We start from the raw sequence: 21,649 nt of genomic DNA, 5'->3' as shown, positions 1-21,649 counted from the left end.
GATGGAAATCTACATCGTCGGCGGCGCCGTGCGCGACCGCCTGCTGAACCTCCCGGTCAAGGACCGGGATTGGGTGGTGGTAGGCGCCACCCCGGACGACATGCTGGCGCAGGGCTATCGCCCGGTGGGCAAGGACTTTCCGGTGTTCCTGCATCCGGAAACCCATGAGGAATACGCGCTGGCCCGCACCGAGCGCAAGGTGGCCAGGGGCTACCACGGCTTCACCTTCCACACCTCGCCCGATGTGACGCTGGAAGAAGACCTGGCCCGGCGCGACCTGACCATCAACGCCATCGCCGAGGCGGCCGACGGCAGCCTGACCGACCCGTACGGCGGCCAGGCGGACCTGAAGGCGCGCCTGCTGCGCCACGTCAGCCCAGCCTTTGCCGAAGACCCGGTGCGCATCCTGCGGCTGGCGCGCTTCGCCGCCCGCTTCGACTTCGCGGTCGCGCCGGAAACCATGGCGTTGATGCGGCAGATGGTGGACGACGGCGAGGCGGACGCGCTGGTCGCGGAGCGGGTGTGGCAGGAGCTGGCCAAGGGGCTGATGGAAGACAAGCCTTCGCGGATGTTCCTGACGCTGCGGGAGTGCGGCGCGCTCGCGCGCATCCTGCCCGAGGTGGACGCCCTGTTCGGCGTGCCGCAGCGCGCCGACTACCACCCCGAGATAGATTGCGGCGACCACGTGATGCGCGTGCTCGATTACGCCGCGGCGGCCGGCCAGCCGCTGGCGGTGCGTTTCGCCGCGCTGGGCCACGACCTGGGCAAGGCGCTGACCCCGGCCGACGTGCTGCCGCGCCACATCGGCCACGAGGAAGGCGGCATCGCGCCGCTGTCGGAACTGTGCCGCCGGCTGCGCGTGCCCAACGATTGCCGCGATCTCGCCCACATCACCATGGTGCATCACACCAAGGTTCACCGGGCGCTGGAGCTGAAGCCGGAAACCGTGCTGCGCCTGCTCAAGGACTGCGACGCGCTGCGCCGGCCCGAGCGCTTCCTGCAGATGCTGGACACCTGCCTGGCCGATGCCCGCGGCCGGCTGAACTTCGAAAACGCGCCCTATCCGCAAAAGGACTACCTGCGCGCGCAACTGGCTGCTACGCTGCAAATTGATGCCGGCGCCATAGCCGCCGGCTGCGCCGACAAGGCCGCCATTCCGGCCACGATAGACGCCGCGCGCATCGCCGTCATCTCCAAGTGCAAGGAGGAATGGAAGGAGGACTGATGGACACTGACTATCGCCTTCCCGCCACGCTGATGCGCGGCGGCACCAGCAAGGGCCTGTTCATCCGGGCCGACGCGCTGCCCGACGACACCGAGCAATGGCAAAGCTTGCTGTTGCGCGCGATCGGCAGTCCCGATCCTTACGGCCGGCAAACCGACGGCCTGGGCAACGGCACCACCCGCTCCAGCAAGGTGGTGATCGTCAGCCCTTCCCGCCGCGACGATTGCGACGTGGACGCGCTGTTCGGCCACGTGTTCACCGACGAGGCGCGGATAGACTGGTCAGGCAATTGCGGCAATCTGGCCGCCGCCGTGCCGCTATTCGCCGTGATGGAAAAACTCGCCCGGCCGGAGGATGGCGTCGCCACCATCGCCATCTGGCAGGCCAATGTCGGCAAGCGCATCCTGGCCGAGCTGGAAATATTCGAAGGCCAGGCCGTCTGGCAGGGCGACTTCCGCATCGACGGCGTCGCCTTCCCCGGCGCGCCGATCCGGCTGCGCTATCTGGACCCCGCAGGCGACTGCAGCGAGATGTTCCCCACCGGCCTGCTGATGGACAAATTGAAGCTGCCCGACGGCAGCCAGGTGGACGCCACCCTGATAGACGCCGGCAATCCCACCCTGTTCGTCCGCGCCCGCGACTTCGGCCTGAAGGGCCGCGAAACCGCCGCCGAGATCGATCCCGCCATCATGCGCCGCTTGGAGATGGCGCGCGCCGCGGCCACGGTGGCCATCGGCCTGGCCGATGACATCTTCGCCGCCGGACGCGAATATCCGGCCACGCCCAAGATCAGCTTCCTGTCGCCGGACGGCGATCCGGACTGCGCGCTGCACGCCCGCGCGCTGTCGATGGGCAAGCTGCATCCCGCCTACCCCGGCACCGACGCCATCGCGCTCGCCTGCGCCTGCGCCACCGAGGGCACGCTGCCGGCCGAACTGGCCGGCGGCCCCGTGCGCGGCATGCCGCTGACCTTCAGCCACCCCAGCGGCCGGCTGACATTGGAAGCCGTGCTGGGCCTGGATTCGCTGGGCTGGAAAGTGGACGAGGTGGTGATGACCCGCACCGCGCGACCGCTGATGCGCGGCGAGGTGTTCATCCCGCTGGACTGAACAGCCGCCCCCTCCCGCCGGCTGCCGGGCCGTCGCCCGGCAAGCCGGGTCAGACCGGCTGTTCCTGCTGTCTCACCCGCTCGAACAGGCAGACCGTCGCCGCCATCGCCACGTTCAGCGACTCCGCGTGGCCGGGCATCGGAATGCGGATGCGCGCGTCCGCCAGCGCCAGCAGCGCGTCGCTGACGCCCGCTCCCTCGTTGCCGAACACGAAGGCTACCGGCCCGGTCAGGTCATGTCCGTACAAGGAGCTGGACCCCTCCAGATGCGTGACCAGGCGGCGTCCGCCGAAGCGGCGCAGCTCATCGGCGAGATCGGCGTGCTCGTGTATGCGCAGCGCGAAATGCGCGCCCATGCCGGCGCGCAGCACCTTGGGAGAGAACACGTCCACGCAGCCCTTGGACAGGAAGACGTCGTACACGCCGGCCGCCGCGGCGGTGCGCAGGATGGTCCCCAGATTGCCTGGGTCCTGGATGTCTTCCAGCAGCACCCGCGCGGCGTCGGCCGAAGGCGGCGCGGGCCGCGGACGCGGGCTCAGGGCCAGCAGCTCGCCAGCGCTGGACAGCGCGGTCACCTTGGCCATCACCGCTTCGGGCATCGCGATCACCGCGCACCCGGCAGGCAAGCCAGCCAGCAGCTTCTGCACTTCCGGCTTGCCGGCCATGGCCTCGTTCAGATAGACCCGCGACAAGATGCCGCCGGCCTGCAAACAGGATTCGGCCAGGTGGATGCCCTCCAGCACCATCACGCCTTCCTTGCGGCGGTCGCGGCTGTGCTGGACCAATCTGGCCAGCGCCTTGACTTCGTCGTTGTGGGGTGACGTGATGGTCTTGGAGATGTGATGCATGTCGATTCTGCCGATGCGGCGCTAAGCGGAGGGGCAGAGTTTACCCGCCCCCGCGCCTTCTTGCATCAATGCTGGGCCAGACGGCTGATCAGGTCCTTGAAGCGATGGTAGGTGGCGTCGTCAATCGCGCGGCCGCTGCGTGCGTTGTCGACATAGAACACGCCGCCGAGCCTGTGCCCGCCGAACAAGGTCATCAACGCGAACTCGCCGTCGCCGATGTGCTGGAAGAACTCGTCCTCATAGCGCCGGCTCAACTGCTGGCGGACATCGGACGGCGCGTGGAAACTCTGCGGCTTGCCGGTGAACACGCCGAAGAAGCTGCCCGGCTCCAGCGCCACCTGCAGCTTGCGCAGCGGGTTGTCCGCCTCCACGCCCACCTGGTAGCGCAGCTTCAACGCGTGCAGATCGTGCTCGTAGTGGTAATACAGCACGCGTTCGAACTTGAGATCGTTGGCCAGGAAGCGTATCGACTCACGAATCGCGTGCTCAAGCTGGTCGGCGTCCGACAGCGCCTGGGCCTTCTTCATTTCCGGCTTCTTGCCGTTGTCGGCCAACAGCAGCAGCGCGCGCGCCGGGAAGGTATAGCCGACCACGTGCGGGCGCTTCGCCACCTTGAGCGCGGCGTGCACCACCGCGTTGTAGGCCATTTCCGGCATGCAATTGATCATCTTGGCCGCTGTGTCCACGCCCACCAGCCAGGTGCTGCGCTCGATGCCGTGATCCAGCGAGTTCGCCGTGGCGATGGCCAGCTTCAGCAGCTGGCGCCGCTTATTGGGCACGCCGGGCCCCAGCAGCGTGTTGAATCCGCTCGGCAGCGGCATGTGCTTGACGAAGGATTGCAGGATCTTGCTGTAATCGGCGTTGAACGCTTCGGACATTTCCTGCAATAGCGGCTTGTCCGGCAGGCGGTTGCGCTGGATCATGTAGATGCAGGCCGGCAGATTGTACAGCAGCGCGGAGACGAAACAGTCCTCCACTTTCAGGTCGCCCATGATGGACAACCATTCCTTGACGATCAGGGCCGCCACCCGGCTGCGCGCCATCCAGTCGCCAACCGCTTCGTAAACATCGGCGTCCAGCTTGCCCTCGGCAGCGTCCAGGGGCTCGATGCGGTTGAAGCGCGCCACCACCGCCTCCAGCCCCATCAGCAGCAGCGTCTGCTCCACCGCGGGGATGCTCTCGTTGCGCTGCAGCGCGCGCGAATTGCCCACCACCCGGAACAGATCCAGCAGCAGGAAGGGATCGGACAGGCAGAGGTTGGCCAGGTCGGTGAAATTGATCAGGTCGCTGTGGCGGGCGCAAGCGTCGCGCAGCTCCAGCAGCGTGTCGGGCAGAATCGGCCACCGCCGTTCCGCAATGGTCTTGGTCCAGTTATCGAGGTCCATTTGGGTGGCGCCAGATCAATAGTTCTTTTTGCAAAGGGCCGTCGAGAGGAATGCATTCGTCCGGCTCGATGCCGGGCACGGAAAAGGTGTTGCTGATGAGCAGGCTGCCTGGCCGGCCCTCGGCGACGAACTTGCTCCAGACCCTAGGCATGGGCTCCGGCGACAAGAACACGTAAATCGCGTCATACCCCCCCCAATCCTCGCTCCAAAAATTGCGGCAGGCGAACGCCAGCCGGCTCGGGCTCCCCGCCCGCCGCCAGCACCAGCGCGCCAGCAACCAGCTGCCCACGGCGTTTTCCAGCGCGCGCATGTTCAGGTCCGGCCGGCGCAGGGCCAGCAGCAGCGCCAGCCGGCCGTCGCCGCAGCCGGCCTCCAGCAGCGACGCGCCGCCGGCCAGGCGCTCAGCCAGCCTTTCCGCCACCGCGACCCCGGAACGGTAAAGCGGCACCCGCTCCACCAGCGCGTTGCGGCCTAGCGCCAGCGTCAGCAGCAACGCCGCCAGGTACCAGCCCGGCGCGACGCCCGCCTGGCTGGCCAGCGCCACAGCCGGCACGAACAATCCATGCGCGAGGCGCTGCCAGCCCGGCAAGCGCAAGGCGACGGCGAACAAGCCCGCCAGCAGTCCCTGCAGCGCGGCCCAGGGCAATAAATGCAAAGCCGGCGCGATGAAAATCCAGGCGCCGACGCAGGCCAGCAACTGAAGCAGCGGATGGCGCAGCCGCCTCATGCGCTCAGGGCTCGTTCGGCTGCGGAGCCGACTCGCCGCCTTGCTGCGGCCCGCCTATCACTTCCTGGTTCATCTGCGGCTTGAAGCCGTCGTTGAGTATCGACGATTCGGCGTCCTTGTTCAGCACCACGATGGTGATGCGGCGATTCTCCGGACTGAACACATCACTCTTGATCAGCGGGTTGGCGGACGACAAGCCCACCACGCGCAGGATCTTGTTCTCGGAGAGCCCGCCGGCCACTAGCTCGCGGCGGGCGGTGTTGGCCCGGTCGGCTGACAGCTCCCAGTTGCTGTAGCCGCCTTGTCCGCCGGCGAAAGGCTTGGCGTCGGTGTGGCCGGAAATGCTGATCCTGTTGGGCAGCTGGTTCAGCTCCGAAGCCAGCTGCTGCAGCAACACCCGGGTATGCGGCAGCATGCGGGAGCTGCCGGAATCGAACATCGGCCGGTTCTGCTCGTCCACGATCTGGATCTTCAGCCCTTCCGGCGTCATTTCCAGCTTCAGCTGGTTTTTGTACTGCTTGAACAGATCGCTCTGGTCTATAGTCTGCTGGATTTTCTGCTGCAGCTGGTTCAGGCTGGCCTGCTCCTTCTGCTTCTGCATGATCTCTTCCTGCTTGGAGCCAGCCTTGTTGACCTGGCCGGCCTGCTTGGTCAGATCGTTACCGCCGCCCTTGATCACCGAGGTGGCGTCGCCCGCGCCCGCGCCGCCGGACATGGCGACTTTCAACGGCGTCTTGAAGTATTCGGAAATGCCGCTCAAGGTGCCTTGCGACGCCGACCCCAGCAGCCACATCAACAGGAAGAACGCCATCATCGCCGTCACGAAGTCGGCATAGGCGATTTTCCAGGCGCCGCCGTGATGGCCGTGCCCCCCCTTCTTGATTTTCTTGACGATTATCGGTCGTTGCGATTCATCGGCCATGTCTGCCCCCTGCCCGGCTTATTTCTTCTGCTTGACGTGATCTTCCAGTTCCTTGAACGACGGGCGGTCCATCGAGGACAGCGCCTTGCGGCCGAACTCCACCGCCACCTGCGGCGCGTAGCCGTTCAGGCTGGCCAGCAGCGTCACCTTGATGGTCTGGTAGACACGGGTGCCCTCGGCCAGCTTGTGCTCCAAGATGGTGCCCAGCGGACCGACGAAGCCGTAGGCGAGCAAAATACCGAGGAAGGTGCCCACCAGCGCGTGGGCGATCAGCATGCCCAGCTCGGACGGCGGCGCGCCCACCGACTCCATCGTATGCACCACGCCCATCACCGCGGCCACGATACCGAAGGCCGGCAGGCCATCGGCCAAGCCCTTGACCGCCGACACCGGCACCTCGCCCTCGTGGTGGTGGGTTTCAATCTCGACGTCCATCAGGTTCTCGATCTCAAAGGCGTTGAGGTTGCCGCCCACCATCAGCCGCAGGTAGTCGCAGATGAACTCGACCACATGGTGGTCATGCATGACGGTAGGGTACTTTGAGAAGACCGGACTGGCCTCGGGATTTTCGACGTCGGCCTCGATCGACATCAGGCCTTCCTTGCGCACCTTGGTCAGGATCTCGAAGAGCAGGGAAAACAGATCCATGTAGAAGGCCTTGCCGTAGGAACTGCCCTTGAACACGGTGGGAAGGGCCTTAGTGGTGGCCTTCAGCGGCGCGCCGCCATTGGCGACGACGAAAGCGCCGATGGCCGCGCCGGCGATCATCACGACCTCCAGCGGTTGCATCAGCGCGGCGACATGGCCCCCCGCGGCGATGAAGCCCCCAAGCACCGAGCCCAGAATGATGAGATACCCGATTGCGACGAACATGCGCCAAGTCCTGTATTTGTTTTATTGCCTCATGCCGTTATTTGTATTACAGCATGCCTTTTTGCAATTCATTATAGAAATAATAGAAAAAGCGGGTGGAATTGTATCAACCCGCTTCATTCCCTGCAAAAAAGGCAGGGGCGAGGCCGCCCCCACACCAGCATAGCCGGCGCTAGGCCAGGCCGCGCGCCTTCAGCGTCTGCTCGAACTCCTCCAGACAGCGCTCGGCCACCGCCAGCATTTCATCCACCTCGGCCCGCGTCATCACCAGCGGCGGCGAGGACACGATGTGGTCTCCGCAAGCCCGCATGATCAGGTTGTTGCGGAAGAAAATGTCGCGGCACAGCGTGCCGATCTCGCCGAAGTCCGGGAACAGCTCGCGCGTCGCCTTGTTCTTCACCAGCGTGAAAGCCTGGATCAGGCCCACGCCGCGCACGTCGTCGACGTGCTCGAAGCGGCTGAATGTTTCGCGCCAGCGCTTCTGCATATAGGGTCCGATATCGTCCTTGACCCGCTGGACGATGCCCTCGTCGCGCAACGCCACCACATTGGCGTGCGCCACCGCGGCGCAGACCGGATGGCCGGAATAGGTGAAGCCGTGGTTGAAGTCGCCGCCTGCGATCAGGCCTTCCGCCACGCGCTTGCCGACGAACACCGCGCCGATCGGCAAGTAGCCGGACGACAAGCCCTTGGCCGCGGTGAACAAATCGGGCTGGAAGCCGAAATGCTGATGGCCGAACCATTCGCCGGTGCGGCCGAAGCCGCAGATCACTTCGTCCGCCACAATCAACACATCGTGCTTGCGGCAGATGCGCTCGATTTCCGGCCAGTAGGTGGCCGGCGGAATGATCACGCCGCCGGCGCCCTGGATGGGCTCGGCGACGAAGGCGGCCACCTTGTCGGCGCCGATCTCCTGGATCTTCTCGTCCAGCCAGCGCGCAGCCACCACGCCGAACTCGTCCGGCATCATGTCCTTGCCGTGCTTGTACCACCACGGTTGCTCGATGTGGGCCATGCCCGGAATCGGCAGATCGCCCTGCTCGTGCATGTACTTCATGCCGCCCAGGCTGGCGCCGCCGATGGTGGAGCCGTGATAGCCGTTCCAGCGGCCGATCAGGGTCTTCTTCTCCGGCTTGCCCTGCACGTCCCAATAGCGGCGCACCATGCGGATCATGGTGTCCACCGATTCGGAGCCGGAGTTGGTGTAGAACACATGCTCGAAGCCGGCCGGCGTCACTTCGGCCAGCAGGCTGGACAGCTCGACCACCGCCGGATGGGTGGTTTTGAAGAAGGTGTTGTAGAACGGCAGCTCTTCCATCTGGCGGCGCGCCACCTCGGCGAAATCCTGGCGGCCATAGCCGACGTTCACGCACCACAGGCCGGCCATGCCGTCGATGATCTTGTTGCCGTCCGAATCCCACAGGTAGACGCCCTCTCCGCGCGTCATCACGCGCGCGCCCGCCTGGTTCAGCGATGCGGTATCGGTAAACGGATGCAGGTGATGGGCGGCATCCAGTTCGCGCCATTGGCTGGTCGTACGTTGCTTCTGCATAACACTTCCTTCCAGTTTTCTCCGACGGGGCGGGCTCTTGCCCGCCCCCCTGCGCCTGCGGCGTCGTTCTATTCGTTTGTCCTGTCTGTTCCTCGATTCTAACCTTGCGCGGATGGTCCGCGCATCACACGTGCAGCAGCAGGAACTTGCGCTCCCACGGGCTGATCACGCGGAAATACTCGGAAAACTCCTTCTCCTTCATCGCCACGTACATCTTGACGAAGCGCGGTCCCAGCACCTCGGCGATCTCGCTGCAGCCGGCCAGCTGCAGCAGCGACTCTTCCGAGCTGTTGGGGAACTGGTAAGGCAGCTCGTAGGCGTCGGTCTGCCTGGGCTCGGTCGGCCGCAGCTTGTTCACCATGCCCAGGTAGCCGCAGGCCAGCGTGGCGGCGATGGCGATGTAGGGATTGACGTCGACGCCCGGCACCCGGTTTTCGATGCGGCGCGCGGCCGGCGACGAGTGCGGGATGCGCAGGCCCACGGTGCGGTTGTCGTAACCCCATTCGACATTGGTCGGCGCCGCGGTGTAGCGAGACAAACGACGGAATGAGTTCACGTAGGGCGCGAACAGCGGCATGGTCTGCGGCACGTATTTCTGCAGGCCGGCGATAAAGTGGAAGAAGATGTCGGACGGGCTGCCGTCCTCGTTGGTGAACACGTTGCGGCCGGTGTTCTTGTCCACCAGGCTCTGGTGGATGTGCATGGCGCTGCCCGGCTCGTTCTCCATCGGCTTGGCCATGAAGGTGGCGTACATATTGTGGCGGAACGCGGCCTCGCGCACGGTGCGCTTGAACAGGAACACCTGGTCGGCCAGATCCAGCGGGTTGCCGTGCAGGAAGTTGATTTCCATCTGCGCGGTGCCGATCTCGTGGATCAGGGTGTCCACTTCCAGATTCTGCGCGTGGCAGTAATCGTAGATGTCCTCGAACAGCGGGTCGAACTCGTTGACCGCGTCGATCGAGTAGGAACGGCGGCCGAACTCCGCCCGGCCGGTGCGGCCGATCGGCGCGGCCAGCGGGATGTCGGGGTCGGGATTCGGTGACAGCAGGTAGAACTCCATCTCCGGCGCCAGCACCGGCTCCAGGCCCATCTCGCCGAACAGGCCCAGCACGCGCTTGAGCACATTGCGCGGCGCCACGTCCACCGGGCTGCCGTCGGCGCGGCAGCAGTCGTAGATCAGCTGCGCCGTCGGATCCACCGCCCACGGCACGTAGCGCAGCGTGTTCGGATCGGGCTCCAGCACCATGTCGGGATCGGTCAGGTCCAGCAGGCTGTCGTCGGGATAGTCGCCGGTCACGGTCTGGATCAGCACCGCTTCGGGCAGGCGCATTTCCGGATCGGAAACGAACTTGTCCTTGGGCACGATCTTTCCACGGGCGATGCCGGTCATGTCCGGCACGATGCATTCCACTTCGGTGATGCGGTGCTCTCGCAACCACTCGTTGATCTGGTGATTCATAACGCTTCCTCTATGGTCTCCCCGGCCGCTGGCTGCGGCTCTGGATCGGGAGGTGCTACTTTATGAGTCATCGAGACTCGCGCCGGGTTCCTCGTCCGGCGCGCATGGGATTCATCCCTTGCGGCTTTCCCTCCTCATCCGGCAAGCCTCGCCGAAGGCATGGAAGATGGCCTGGGACAGCGGGTTGTCCCAGTACAGCCATTCCGGGTGCCATTGCACGGCGAAGGCGAAGCCCTTGGAATTGCGGACGCGGTAAGCCTCCACCAGGCCGTCCTCGGCATGCGCCTCGGCGATCAGGCTGGGGGCCAGCCGCTTGATGCCCTGCTGGTGCAGCGAATTGACCATCGCCGAGCGCTCGCCGGACCATTCCGCCAGCAAGCCGCCCTCGACGAAGTCCACCCGGTGCGCCGGCGCGTACATCGCGGCGATGTCGTCGCCCTCCGCCTCGCGGTGGTCGCGCAGGCCCGGCTCTTCCTGCACGTGCTGGTGCAGCTCGCCACCCAGCGCGACATTGATCTCTTGGAAGCCGCGGCAGATGCCCAGCAGCGGCACGCCCTCCTCCAGCGCCAGGCGGATCAGCGGCAACGTGGTGGCGTCGCGCCTAGGATCGTGCAGCGTGCCGGTGCGGCTGGCCGGCCCGCCGTAATGGCGCGGCTCCACATTGGACGGCGAGCCCGGCAGCAGCACGCCGTCCAGCGTCGCCAGCGTGGCGCGCAGCAGGGCGTCGTCGCCCAGCGACGGGATCAACACCGGCAGGCCGCCCGCCCCGCCGGCCGCGGCGGCGATGTATTTGTCGCCCACCGCGTGAAACGGCAGCAGGCCGATCATTTTCAGATCACACGGGATGCCTATCATTGCTTGCGACATGGCTTGCTGCGCTCCTTATCAGCTTGCGGCCTTGATGGCCTCTATCGGATCGACGTAAGCGTGGCCTAGATCCCGCGCCACCGCCTGGTAAGTGACCCGCCCGCGGCAGACGTTGAGACCGTTGCGCAGGTGGGCGTTGTCCAGCAGCGCCTGGCGCCAGCCCTTGTTGGCCAGCTCCAGCGTGTACGGCAGCGTGGCGTTGGTCAGCGCCTGGGTGGAAGTGCGGGCGACGCCGCCCGGCATATTGGCCACGCAGTAGTGGACGATGCCGTCCACGGTGTAGATCGGGTCCTGGTGGGTGGTGGCCCGGCTGGTCTCGAAACAGCCTCCCTGGTCTATCGCCACGTCCACCAGCACCGCGCCCGGCTTCATCGTCTTCAGCATCGCGCGCGTCACCAGCTTGGGCGCGGCCGCCCCGGGAATCAACACCGCGCCGATCACCAGGTCGGCGTCGCGAATGCTGTCGTCGATGTTGGCGCCGTTGGACATCAAGGTCTTGATGCGGCCGCCGAACACCATGTCTATCTCTTTGAGCCGGGTCAGCGATTTGTCGAGGATGGTGACGTCGGCGCCGGCGCCCATCGCCATCCGCGCGGCGTTGAGTCCCACCACGCCGCCGCCTATCACCACCACCTTGGCCGGCGCCACGCCGGGCACGCCGCCCAGCAGCACGCCGCGGCCGCCCTGGGCCTTTTCCAGCGCGTGCGCGCCAGCCTGGATCGCCATCCGGCCGGCCACCTCGGACATCGGCGCCAACAGCGGCAGGCCGCCGCGCTCGTCGGTGACGGTTTCGTAGGCGATGGCCACCGAGTCGGACTCGATCAGCAGCTTGGTCTGCTCCGGGTCCGGCGCCAAATGCAGGTAAGTGAAAAGAATCTGGCCCGGGCGCAGCATCCGGCACTCCACCGGCTGCGGCTCCTTGACCTTGACGATCATGTCGGCGCGCTCGAACACCTCTTCCGCGTTGGAAGCGATGGAGGCGCCGGCCTGGATGTATTGCTCGTCGGTAAAGCCGATCGCGAGACCCGCGTGGGTCTGCACCAGTACCTTGTGCCCGTTCGCCACCAGCTCGCGGACACCGGACGGGGTCAGACCCACGCGGTACTCATGGTTTTTGATTTCCTTCGGAACGCCGATCAACATAGTCGTCTCCAACTGGTTTTTGCCCTGCACAGGCAGACAAGCGCCGTTTAAGAAAATTCACATCGCGCTTGCCCTTTCAACTTGATTCTGACTATAAAATCTGGCCGTTGCAAAGATATTCGATTTTGCGACGCAGCAAGCACATTTGCCTTCTATCGCGCTACAATGCCGCAGTTGTCTAAAATTATTAACATACTGATGGAGCAGGAAGAATGGACGTAGGCGCACGCTTGAGAATGGTCAGAACGCGGTTCGGATTGTCGCAAAGAGAGCTGGCCAAACGCGCGGGCGTCACCAACGGCACCATCTCGCTGATCGAGCAGAACCGGGTAAGCCCTTCGGTCAGTTCCCTCAAGAAAGTGCTGGAAGGATTGCCGATCACGCTGGCAGAATTCTTCACTTTCGACGCCGAGCCGGCACAGCCGCGCGTGTTCTACCAGGCGGACGAGCTGCCCAACCTCGGCAACGAGGACATCAATCTGATGCTGGTGGGCACCGCCCACGACAAGCGCGACATCGCCATCCTGCGCGAACGCTACCTGCCCGGCGCCGACACCGGCCCGGACATGCTGGAGCACGAAGGCCAGGAGGGCGGCGTGATCATCCGCGGCAGCATAGAAGTGACGGTGGGCAGCGAGAGCCGGGTGCTGGGCCCGGGCGACGCTTACTACTTCGACAGCAAGCTGCCGCACCGCTTCCGCAATGTCGGCGACGACATCTGCGAGGTGGTGAGCGCCAGTTCGCCGCCCACATTCTAAACAGGGGAAACGTCTTGAAGCTGGCTTACACCATTATCTACGTGCCGGACGTGCCGGCTTCGCTGCGCTTCTTCGAATCCGCCTTCGGCTTCAAGCGCAAATTCCTGCACGAATCCGGAACCTACGGCGAGCTGGACACCGGCGAAACCACCCTGTCCTTCGCTCAGCATGAGCTGGCCGCCGCCAACCTGCCCGACGGCCATGTCCGCGCCAATGAATCCGCCAGGCCGCTGGGCATGGAGATCGGCCTGGTCACCGGCGACGTGGCGGCCGCCCATGCGCAAGCTCTGGCGCACGGCGCGGCGGAGCTGTCGCCCCCGAAGACAAAGCCCTGGGGACAGACCGTGTCCTATGTGCGCGCGCCCGACGGCGCGCTGATCGAACTTTGCAGTCCCGTTTCAGCCTGAAAGCTTAATTCCGCTCAACAACATCACTCGACGAGGAGAGCAGCATGGCCCGCAGTCACGCCGAATGGAAGCAACTTGCAGCAGAACTGAAGATTGAAGGCCGCGCCTTCGTGAATGGCGAATACCGCGACGCCGCCGAGGGCAAGCGCTTCGATTGCGTCAACCCCGCCAACGGCGCCAAGCTGGCCGAGATCGCCCACTGCGGCGAAGCCGACGTGGAAACCGCGGTCAAGGCCGCCCGCCGCGCGTTCGAATCCGGCGTCTGGTCCGAACTCGCGCCGCTCAAGCGCGCCGCCGTGCTCAAGCGCTTCGCCGCGCTGATCCGCGAGCACGCCGACGAGCTGTCGCTGCTGGAGACGCTGGACGTCGGCAAGCCCATCGGCGACACCACCGCCGTCGACGTGCCCGCTTCCGCCTACTGCGTGGAATGGTTCGCCGAAGCGATCGACAAAGTGGGCGGCGAAGTCGTGCCGGTCGATCCCAAGCTGGTCGGCCTGGTGACCCGCGAGCCGATAGGCGTGGTGGCCGCGGTGGTGCCGTGGAACTTCCCCATCCTGATGGCGAGCTGGAAATTCGGCCCGGCGCTGGCCGCCGGCAACGCCGTCATCGTCAAGCCGTCGGAAAAATCGCCGCTGACCGCGATCCGCATCGCCGCGCTGGCCAAACAGGCCGGCATCCCCGACGGCATCTTCCAGGTGCTGCCCGGCGCCGGCGACGTCGGCCGCCTGCTGGCGCTGCACATGGACGTCGACTGCGTCGCCTTCACCGGCTCCACCAACGTGGGCAAGCTGATCGCCGGCTACGCCGCCCAGTCCAATCTGAAGCGGGCATGGCTGGAGCTGGGCGGCAAGTCGCCCAACATCATCCTGCCGGACTGCCCGGACCTGGCCCTCGCCGCGCGCTCCGCCGCCAGCGGCATCTTCTACAATATGGGCGAAGTCTGCACCGCCGGCTCGCGCGTGCTGGTGCACAAGGACATCAAGGCGCGCTTCCTCGAGGAGTTCAAGAAAGCCGCCTCCGGCTTCTTCCCCGGCGATCCGCTCGATCCGGCCACCAGCATGGGCGCCATCGTCGACGACATCCAGTACCGCAAGGTGCTGAACTATATCGACAAAGGCTTGAGCGAAGGCGCCAACCTGCTGCTGGGCGGCAAGGCCGTGCACACCGACAAGGGCCTGTTCATCGAGCCCACCGCCTTTGATTGCCCCAGCGACGACCTGACCATCTGCCGCGAGGAAATCTTCGGCCCGGTGCTGTCAGTGATCACCTTCAGCGAGCTGGACGACGCCATCCGCATCGCCAACGACACGTCCTACGGCCTGGCGGCCGCGGTGTGGACCTCCAACGTCAGCACCGCCCATCAGGTGTCGCGCCGCCTGCGCGCCGGCACCGTGTGGGTGAACTGCTATGACGAGGGCGGCGACATGAACTTCCCCTTCGGCGGCTACAAACAGTCCGGCAACGGCCGCGACAAATCGCTGCACGCGCTCGAGAAATACACCGAGCTGAAGAGCACGCTGATCAAGCTGTAACCCTTCGCGCCGGCCGGGGCTCCGTTCCCGGCCGGCGGCCTGCCCCGTCCCAGCCGTCCTGCATCCTGAAACACGCACCCTGTCCGCATCTCCCCTTGCCCGCCCCAAAACCGCAAGCGCCCTTGCCGCCGCCAGTCGGGGTAGCAGCCGCCGACAGCGCGGCTATGATTGAAATCAAAGACTTCCGGATGGCGCGTCAGCATGCAGCGAATCTACAAACTTGCCGTTGTCGGCCTGTTATGGCTAACTCCCCTGGCCCACGCGGCGCAAAGCAATTCCGCCTGCCCCAACGGCCCGCTCAAGATCGGCTACTACAAGATCGGCGCCGCCTACCGCGACGGCAAGGGTTACGATGTGGACATGGTCAGGGAGTTGTCCCGCCGGCTGGGTTGCCCCATCGCCAGCGAAACCGAATTGCCCCGGTTGCGCGCGCTGAAAATGCTGTCCAGCGGACAGATAGACATCAGCCCCTCTACCTTGGCCTCGCCGGACCGGCTGCAATACTCATGGATTTATCAATACAACCACAGCAAGAACATGGTGCTGCTGAACCCCGCCGTCCAGGCCAGAACCTTGTCCGCGCTGCGCGAAGACCCGGCGCTGCGCTGGGGCGCGATACGCGGCTACCACCACGGCCCTTCGCAAGACAAGCTGCTGGAAGAGCTGAACGCCCGGCGCAAGGTCGTGATCGCCGCCGACGAGGACGACCTGTACAAGATGCTCGGCAGCGGCGTGGTCACCGCGGTTTTCGCCCAGCCTTTCAGCTATGGACGCTGGCTGCGCGAGCTGCCCAACGCCAGCCAGATCGTGGTGCTGGATCTGTATCCGGAATCCGACATGGTCGCCAGCGGCCTGGCGCTGAGCAAGGCGCGCTTCGGCCGCGACGCCGCCGAGAAATGGCATCAGGAGCTGCTGAAGATGTATCAGGACGGCAGCCTGTACGAAATCATGCGCCGCTATCTGAACGAGAGCGCCGCCAAGCAGATGATGCAGAAGCCGCTGGAATGATGCGCCAACCCTTCCCCCAGCGCCTGGCCGGCTGGCTGATTCCGCTCCTCCTGCCGCTAGCCGCCCAGGCTGGCAATCCAGCCTGTCCGCAGGGCCCGCTGGCCGTCGCCTACTACGATTTCGGCGTCGCCTACCACCAGGGAAAGGGCTACGATGTCGACCTGGTGCGCGAGCTGGCGCGGCGGCTGGATTGCCCGATCCGCGCGGAGACCGACTACCCGCGCATCCGCGCGCTCAAGCAACTGGAGCTCGGCCTGGCCGACATCGGCTCCTCCACCTTGATCACGCCTGAGCGCCAGCGCTATCTGTGGCTGTATCCCTACAACCACAGCAAGAACATGGTGCTGCTGCCCCGCGCCAGCCGGGCCGATTCGCTGGACGACCTGCTCAAATCCCCCTCCCTGCGCTGGGGAGCGATACGCGGCTATCGCCACAGCCCCGCCCAGGATAGGCTGCTGAGCGACCTCGCCCAGCAACACAAGCTGGTGATCGCGGAAAGCGAAGACGACCTGTACCGCATGCTGGTCAACGGTTTGGTGGACGCCGCTCTCGCGCACCCCATCAGCTACGACCCATGGTTGCGAGCTCACCGCGCCGAGCAACTGATCAACGCTCGCGACTTCTTCCCCGACGCCGAAACCATCTCCGGCTCCATCGCGCTGAGCAAGGCGCGTTTCACGCCGGCCGCCGCCGAACTCTGGCACCAGGAGCTGCGCAAGATGTACCGCGACGGCGCCTTGCGCGCGATCCTGCGCCGCTACCTGAGCGAAGCCAGCGTGGATCAAGTGCTGAAGCAGCCGCTGGAATGAAGCGGACGCGAAAAAGCCCGGTTCCGAGAACCGGGCTTTGACATTGCCTTCAGCTTACAGCGCCAGCTTGGCGATGGCCTCCTTGGCCATGTGGATGGAGGTGGCGCGCTTGTCAGGCCCCATGTTCACCGCTTCGGCGCGGATGATTTCCACGTTGCTGACGCCCAGGAAGCCCAGCACTTTCACCAGGTAATCTTCCTGGAAGTCCATCAGGCTGCCCTGCTCGCCGCTGTGCACGCCGCCGCGGGCGGACACCAGCACCACTTTCTTGTCCTTCACCAGGCCCACCGGACCGGTTTCGGTGTACTTGAAGGTGCGGCCGGCGGCGAACACGCGGTCGATCCAGCTTCTCAGCTGCGTCGGAATCGAGAAGTTGTACATCGGCGCGCCGATCACCAAGACATCCGCGGCCAGGAATTCCTCGATCAGCTGATCAGTCAGCGCGGCCTCGCTGCGCTGGGTAGCGGTCCAGTCGGATTCCGGCGCGAAACGCGCGCCGACGATCTCGCCGGACAGGTGAGCGATCGGGTTGGCGGCCAGGTCGCGGTAGCTGGTTTCCACGTTGGCGTGGCGCTGGCGCAGGGTGTTGGCGACGACGGCGGACAGTTCGCGGGTGACGGAGTTGTCGGCCAGGATGCTGGAGTCGAGGTGGAGCAGTTTCATGGTCTGGGTCCTTCGGGGTTCGATTGCGATGAGTGGATGATAGATATCCGCAACAATCAGGACTAGACTGTCAAAATCGGAAACATTGTTCCATCAGTGAGACAATCATGCAGGACCTGAACGACCTCTTGTACTTCGCCAAAGTCGTCGAGCACGGCGGCTTCATGGCCGCCGGACGCGCGCTGGGCATTCCCAAATCCAAGCTGTCCCGCCGCGTGGCGGAACTGGAAACAAGGCTGGGCGTGCGTCTGCTGCAGCGAACCACCCGCCGCCTGTCGCTGACCGAAATCGGCGGCCAGTACTACCAGCACTGCCAGGCGATGCTGGCCGAGGCCGAGGCCGCCGACGAGGCGGTGCTGCACAGCAGCGCCGAGCCGCGCGGCCTGATCCGCGTCAGTTGCCCGGAGCTGCTGTCCAAAACCATGCTCAGCGCCGCGCTGCCCCGCTTTCTGGCGCTCCACCCGCAAGTGCGGGTGATCCTCGATGCCACCAACCGCCGCGTCGACCTGATAGAAGAAGGCGTGGACGTGGCGATCCGGGTACGCAACGTGATCGAGGACAGCGCCAGCCTGGTGGTGCGCCGGCTGGGCAAAAGCCGGGTGATCCTGGTGGCCAGCCCGGCCTTCCTGGAAAGCCACGGCGAGCCGAAAACGCCGGAACGGCTGGCTTCCCTGCCCGCGCTGGCCATGAGCCGGCCCGACGGCCGCGGCCAATGGGTGCTGCTGGACAATGTCGGCCAGAGCTACACCATTCATCTGGACGCGCCCAGGCTGATGACCGACGACATGATCGTGCTGCTGGAAGCGGCCATCGCCGGACTCGGCGTCGCCGCGCTGCCGGTCAACGTTTGCCACCAGGCGCTGGCGGATGGACGGCTGCGGCACATCCTGCCGCAGTACGACTTTCCCTGGGGCATCCTGCACGCGGCCTTCCCCACCCGGCGCGGGCTGTCTCCGGCGGTGCGCGCCTTCATCGACTTCGTCTCGGAACAGCTGATCAGCGAGGAAATGGCCGGCGACTGGCAGCGCGCGGACATCCGCCCGGCATGACAATTGCTTCTATTCCGGCTTACCACCCAGGATGATTGAAAACATGCTCACGCTGCGCCCGCTGGCCGAAACCGACTCGATCGAACAACTGACCGCGCTGCTGCACCGCGCCTACGCCCAGCTGGCGGCGATGGGCCTGCGCTACACCGCGGTGGACCAGAGCGCGGCCGTCACCCGCCGCCGCATCGCCGGCGGCTACTGCCTGCTGGCGTGGCATGGAGACGAGCTGGTCGGCACCGTTACAGTGCATCATCCGCGGCCCGCCTCGTCCTGTCCGCAATTCCGCCAGCCGGACGGCGCCGTGCTGATGCAGTTCGGCGTCGATCCCGCCTGGCAAGGGCAGGGACTGGGCTCGCGGCTGATGGACGCCGCCGAAGACTGGGCCCGCCGCCAGGGCTATCGCCGCATCCGCCTGGACACCGCCCAGCCCGCCGCCCATCTGGTGGAACGCTACGGCAAGCGCGGCTACCGCGTCGAGGCGCCGCTGCAATGGCCGGACAAAGCCTACGCCAGCGTGGTGATGGTCAAGGAACTGGAAGCGGCCGCCGCGACTCGAACCCTTGTTTGCGCTGCAACAAATTGATGGCTGCGCGCCACATATCGGCGCCAGACCATTCGCATTTATTGCATCGCAGCAGATAACGAGTACAGTGACGGCCATGGCTCGCGATGAGCCGTCGCGTCTTTTCCTACCGTTCAAGAACAAGGGGTTGCAATGTGGTCAACTGCTGCAGTTCAAGGCGGGAAGTTCCCGTTCCCTCAACCGTTGTTTGATTACTGGCTGGACGCCTGCCAGCGCGGCATCCTGTATTGGGACACGCTGTACCGCCGCGGCGAAGCCTACCTGGAACATTGCGAAAGCGGCAAGCCGCCGGTGCTGGTTTTCGACTACCGGATCATCATGGATGCCCGCGAGCTGCCCGATCCGGCCAACTACGCGCTGGCGGCGATCCAGCCGCCGTCCAACTGCCCGCCCACCGACCCGGCCAAGCGCCCCTTCGTCGTCATCGACCCCCGCGCCGGCCATGGGCCGGGCATCGGCGGCTTCAAGATGGACAGCGAGATCGGCATCGCGCTGCAGCAAGGCCATCCCTGCTATTTCGTGATGTTCTTCCCCCAGCCGGTGCCGGGCCAGACCATAGAAAGCGTGGCCAAGGCCGAAGGACACTTCCTCAAGCGCGTCAACGAGCTGCACCCGGACAGCGACGGCAAGCCCTTCGTGATCGGCAACTGCCAGGGCGGCTGGGCATTGGCGATGCTGGCGTCGGTGGCGCCGGAGCTGGTCGGCCCCATCCTGCTGGCCGGCTCGCCGCTGTCGTACTGGGCCGGCGTGCGCGGCAAGAATCCGATGCGCTATGCCGGCGGCCTGAACGGCGGCACCTGGACCGCGTCGCTGGCCGGCGACTTGGGCAACGGCCATTTCGACGGCGCCCACCTGGTCGAGAACTTCGAAAAGCTGGACCCGGCCAACACCCTGTGGAAGAAGTCCTACAACCTGTACGCCAAGATCGACACCGAGCCGCAGCGCTATCTGGACTTCGAGCGCTGGTGGGGCGGCCATTACCTGCTGAACAAGGCGGAAATGGAGTGGATCACCCAAAAGCTGTTCGTCGGCAACGAGCTGGTTCACGGCAAGATTACCAGCCATGACGGCAAGGCCCGGGTGGACATGCGCAACATCCGCTCGCCCATCATGGTGTTCGCGTCCTGGGGCGACAACATCACCCCGCCGCAACAGGCGCTGAACTGGATCGCCGATCTGTACGACAACGCGGAGGACATCCGCAACAATGAACAGACCATCGTCTACTGCCTGCACAACAAGGTGGGCCACCTCGGCATATTCGTCTCCGCCGGCGTCGCCAACAAGGAGCACAGCGAATTCGCCAGCGCGCTGGATCTGATCGACGTGCTGGCGCCTGGGCTGTACGAGGCCGTCATCGAGGACATCGCGCCGGACGCGCCAGGCCAGGAGTACATCGAGGGCCGCTACATCATCCGCTTCGAAGCCCGCGACGTCTCCGACATCCTGGCGCTGGACGACGGCCGCGACGACGAGCGCGCCTTCGAAGTGGTGAAACGGGTATCCGAGATCAACCAGGGCCTGTACGACCGCTACGTCTCTCCCGCGCTGCGCGCCGCCAGCAACGAAGCCAGCGCCCGCCTGCTGCGCGAGCTGCACCCCGCGCGGTTGGAGCGGACGCTGATATCGCCGAAAAACCCATGGCTGTGGTGGCTGCCGGAGCTGGCCGACAAGGTGCGCGAGCAGCGCCGGCCGGTAGCGGCCGACAATCCGCTGTGGCTGTGGCAGGAGCAGGTGTCCGGCTTCATCGTCCAGTCGCTCGACCATTACCGCGACCTGCGCGACGCCGCCCAGGAGCAACTGTTCCGCGCGATCTACGAATCGCCGCAGCTGGCCACCCTGGTCGGCGTCGCGCCGGCCGGCGAGCCGCGCAGCCAGGCGCTGACCTGGGAAAGCCGCGAACTGGCCCGCCTGAAACGGGAAGCGCTCGATCCCAGCTTCGAACAAGGCACCCTGGCCGACGGCTTTGTGCGGCTGCTGCTCTACGTCAGCATCGGCATAGGCGTGGTGGACGAACGGCCCTTCAACGCCATCCGCCGGGTGATGCGCGACGTGCGCCACGAGTATCCGCTGACGCTGATGCAGTTGAAGGACATCGTCCGCCACCAGGTGGCGCTGGTGCGGCTGGACGCGCCGCGCGCGCTGCGCGGCCTGCCCCTGCTGCTGCCGGATGCCCGCCGCCGCCATCAAGCCTGGCTGTTGGCCCGCGATCTGCTGGCGCTGAACGGCCCCATCCCGGCCGAGCACCAGGCGCGGCTGGACCAAGTGGCCAAGACGCTGGAACTCGACACCGCCGCCGCGATCCGCGCCGCATCTTCCCCAATCAGGACGGAAGCGGAGACTGCGGCCGATGCGCCGGTCCCTGCCGAGGCCGCACTCGCCGTTTATCCCCCCGCGGCCAAACCTGTCGCCGGCAAAGCCGTTTCTGCAAAGGCAGCGACAAGCAAACCCGCCCCGGCGAAGCCGGTGCCCGTTGCCAAACCATCGGCGAAAACCGTCAAGCCGGCAGCAGGCAAACCGGCCACAGCAAAACCCTCGCCGGCAGCCAAAACCCCTGGGAAAACCGCCAAGCCCGCGGCGCCGAAGCCAACGTCGGACGAAATCAAGCCAATAGCCAAACCTGCCGCGTGGACAAGCGTCGCGAGAAAGCCTGCGGGCAAAGCCAACGGCCAGGCGCCAGCCGCTTCCGCGCCCGGCAAGCGAGGCAAGGCGTAAGCCATGCGCGGGAACC

At 65.6% G+C, this 21,649-nt stretch carries 20 protein-coding genes; 10 read left to right on the top strand and 10 right to left on the bottom strand.

Annotated elements, in window-relative coordinates; all coding sequences use genetic code 11:
- Nucleotide 1: 1 nt before the first annotated feature.
- Together ACY3GB_RS00260 and ACY3GB_RS00255 are read left to right on the top strand one after the other, a co-directional pair.
- Nucleotides 2-1,225 (top strand): multifunctional CCA addition/repair protein, encoded by a 1,224-nt coding sequence (locus ACY3GB_RS00260; protein WP_463086924.1) that lies wholly within the window; start codon nt 2-4, stop codon nt 1,223-1,225.
- The gene (locus ACY3GB_RS00255; RefSeq protein WP_463086923.1) at nt 1,225-2,334 is read left to right on the top strand and encodes a PrpF domain-containing protein; all 1,110 of its coding nucleotides are present in this window, start codon (nt 1,225-1,227) and stop codon (nt 2,332-2,334) included. The genes ACY3GB_RS00260 and ACY3GB_RS00255 overlap by 1 nt, the downstream gene beginning before the upstream one ends.
- Before the next feature lie 49 nt (nt 2,335-2,383).
- Here the strand turns inward: ACY3GB_RS00255 and ACY3GB_RS00250 are convergent, their stop codons facing one another.
- The 9 genes from ACY3GB_RS00250 to ald form a co-directional block, all read right to left on the bottom strand.
- Nucleotides 2,384-3,181, bottom strand: coding sequence for a TrmH family RNA methyltransferase (locus ACY3GB_RS00250; RefSeq protein ID WP_463086922.1), 798 nt, complete (start codon nt 3,179-3,181; stop codon nt 2,384-2,386).
- Between the two features lie 65 nt (nt 3,182-3,246).
- A complete protein-coding gene (locus ACY3GB_RS00245) occupies nt 3,247-4,566 on the bottom strand; it encodes an HDOD domain-containing protein (protein ID WP_463086921.1) in 1,320 nt (439 codons plus the stop codon).
- Nucleotides 4,553-5,293, bottom strand: coding sequence for an SAM-dependent methyltransferase (locus ACY3GB_RS00240; RefSeq protein ID WP_463086920.1), 741 nt, complete (start codon nt 5,291-5,293; stop codon nt 4,553-4,555). Before ACY3GB_RS00240 ends, ACY3GB_RS00245 begins: the two co-directional genes overlap by 14 nt.
- A 4-nt stretch (nt 5,294-5,297) precedes the next feature.
- On the bottom strand, nt 5,298-6,215 hold the full coding sequence (gene motB, locus ACY3GB_RS00235; RefSeq protein WP_463086919.1) for a flagellar motor protein MotB: 918 nt from the start codon (nt 6,213-6,215) through the stop codon (nt 5,298-5,300).
- Between the two features lie 18 nt (nt 6,216-6,233).
- Nucleotides 6,234-7,088 (bottom strand): flagellar motor stator protein MotA, encoded by an 855-nt coding sequence (gene motA / locus ACY3GB_RS00230; RefSeq protein WP_463086918.1) that lies wholly within the window; start codon nt 7,086-7,088, stop codon nt 6,234-6,236.
- 172 nt (nt 7,089-7,260) lie between these two features.
- Nucleotides 7,261-8,640 carry an aspartate aminotransferase family protein gene (locus ACY3GB_RS00225; protein WP_463086917.1) on the bottom strand — a complete coding sequence of 460 codons (1,380 nt, stop codon included), beginning with the start codon at nt 8,638-8,640 and terminating at the stop codon, nt 7,261-7,263.
- 124 nt (nt 8,641-8,764) lie between these two features.
- Nucleotides 8,765-10,099, bottom strand: coding sequence for a glutamine synthetase family protein (locus ACY3GB_RS00220; RefSeq protein ID WP_463086916.1), 1,335 nt, complete (start codon nt 10,097-10,099; stop codon nt 8,765-8,767).
- Between the two features lie 111 nt (nt 10,100-10,210).
- Entirely contained in the window at nt 10,211-10,966 is a 756-nt protein-coding gene (locus ACY3GB_RS00215) for a gamma-glutamyl-gamma-aminobutyrate hydrolase family protein (RefSeq protein WP_463086915.1), read from the bottom strand.
- An 18-nt stretch (nt 10,967-10,984) separates the two neighbouring features.
- Entirely contained in the window at nt 10,985-12,109 is a 1,125-nt protein-coding gene (ald, locus tag ACY3GB_RS00210) for an alanine dehydrogenase (protein ID WP_463086914.1), read from the bottom strand.
- A gap of 212 nt (nt 12,110-12,321) precedes the next feature.
- Here ald and ACY3GB_RS00205 point away from each other — a divergent pair, with 212 nt between their 5' ends.
- The 5 genes from ACY3GB_RS00205 to ACY3GB_RS00185 all read left to right on the top strand — a co-directional run bounded on the left by ACY3GB_RS00205 (nt 12,322) and on the right by ACY3GB_RS00185 (nt 16,623).
- Nucleotides 12,322-12,867, top strand: coding sequence for a cupin domain-containing protein (locus ACY3GB_RS00205; RefSeq protein WP_104946995.1), 546 nt, complete (start codon nt 12,322-12,324; stop codon nt 12,865-12,867).
- Nucleotides 12,868-12,881: 14 nt separating this feature from the next.
- Nucleotides 12,882-13,274: a VOC family protein gene (locus ACY3GB_RS00200; RefSeq protein ID WP_463086913.1), complete on the top strand. Its 393-nt coding sequence runs from the start codon at nt 12,882-12,884 to the stop codon at nt 13,272-13,274.
- 44 nt (nt 13,275-13,318) lie between these two features.
- On the top strand, nt 13,319-14,806 hold the full coding sequence (locus tag ACY3GB_RS00195; RefSeq protein ID WP_463086912.1) for an aldehyde dehydrogenase: 1,488 nt from the start codon (nt 13,319-13,321) through the stop codon (nt 14,804-14,806).
- A 201-nt stretch (nt 14,807-15,007) separates the two neighbouring features.
- Nucleotides 15,008-15,814: a substrate-binding periplasmic protein gene (locus tag ACY3GB_RS00190; protein ID WP_463086911.1), complete on the top strand. Its 807-nt coding sequence runs from the start codon at nt 15,008-15,010 to the stop codon at nt 15,812-15,814.
- Nucleotides 15,811-16,623 (top strand): substrate-binding periplasmic protein, encoded by an 813-nt coding sequence (locus tag ACY3GB_RS00185; protein ID WP_463086910.1) that lies wholly within the window; start codon nt 15,811-15,813, stop codon nt 16,621-16,623. Before ACY3GB_RS00190 ends, ACY3GB_RS00185 begins: the two co-directional genes overlap by 4 nt.
- A 54-nt stretch (nt 16,624-16,677) precedes the next feature.
- Here ACY3GB_RS00185 and ACY3GB_RS00180 read toward each other — a convergent pair whose 3' ends face one another.
- On the bottom strand, nt 16,678-17,286 hold the full coding sequence (locus ACY3GB_RS00180; protein ID WP_463086909.1) for an FMN-dependent NADH-azoreductase: 609 nt from the start codon (nt 17,284-17,286) through the stop codon (nt 16,678-16,680).
- Nucleotides 17,287-17,393: 107 nt separating this feature from the next.
- Here ACY3GB_RS00180 and ACY3GB_RS00175 point away from each other — a divergent pair, with 107 nt between their 5' ends.
- From ACY3GB_RS00175 to ACY3GB_RS00165, 3 genes are all read left to right on the top strand, one after another.
- Complete coding sequence (locus ACY3GB_RS00175; RefSeq protein WP_463086908.1) at nt 17,394-18,335, top strand: LysR substrate-binding domain-containing protein; 942 nt, start codon at nt 17,394-17,396, stop codon at nt 18,333-18,335.
- 43 nt (nt 18,336-18,378) lie between these two features.
- Nucleotides 18,379-18,918, top strand: a complete 540-nt coding sequence (locus tag ACY3GB_RS00170) for a GNAT family N-acetyltransferase (protein WP_463086907.1) — start codon at nt 18,379-18,381, stop codon at nt 18,916-18,918.
- 132 nt (nt 18,919-19,050) lie between these two features.
- Nucleotides 19,051-21,633, top strand: coding sequence for a DUF3141 domain-containing protein (locus ACY3GB_RS00165; RefSeq protein ID WP_463086906.1), 2,583 nt, complete (start codon nt 19,051-19,053; stop codon nt 21,631-21,633).
- The last annotated feature ends 16 nt before the right edge of the window (nt 21,634-21,649 follow it).

The sequence above is a fragment of the Chromobacterium sp. Ag138 genome (assembly GCF_055181315.1).
The sequence above is the reverse complement of the archived record's forward strand: the minus strand, read 5'-3'. Positions and strand labels throughout refer to the sequence as shown.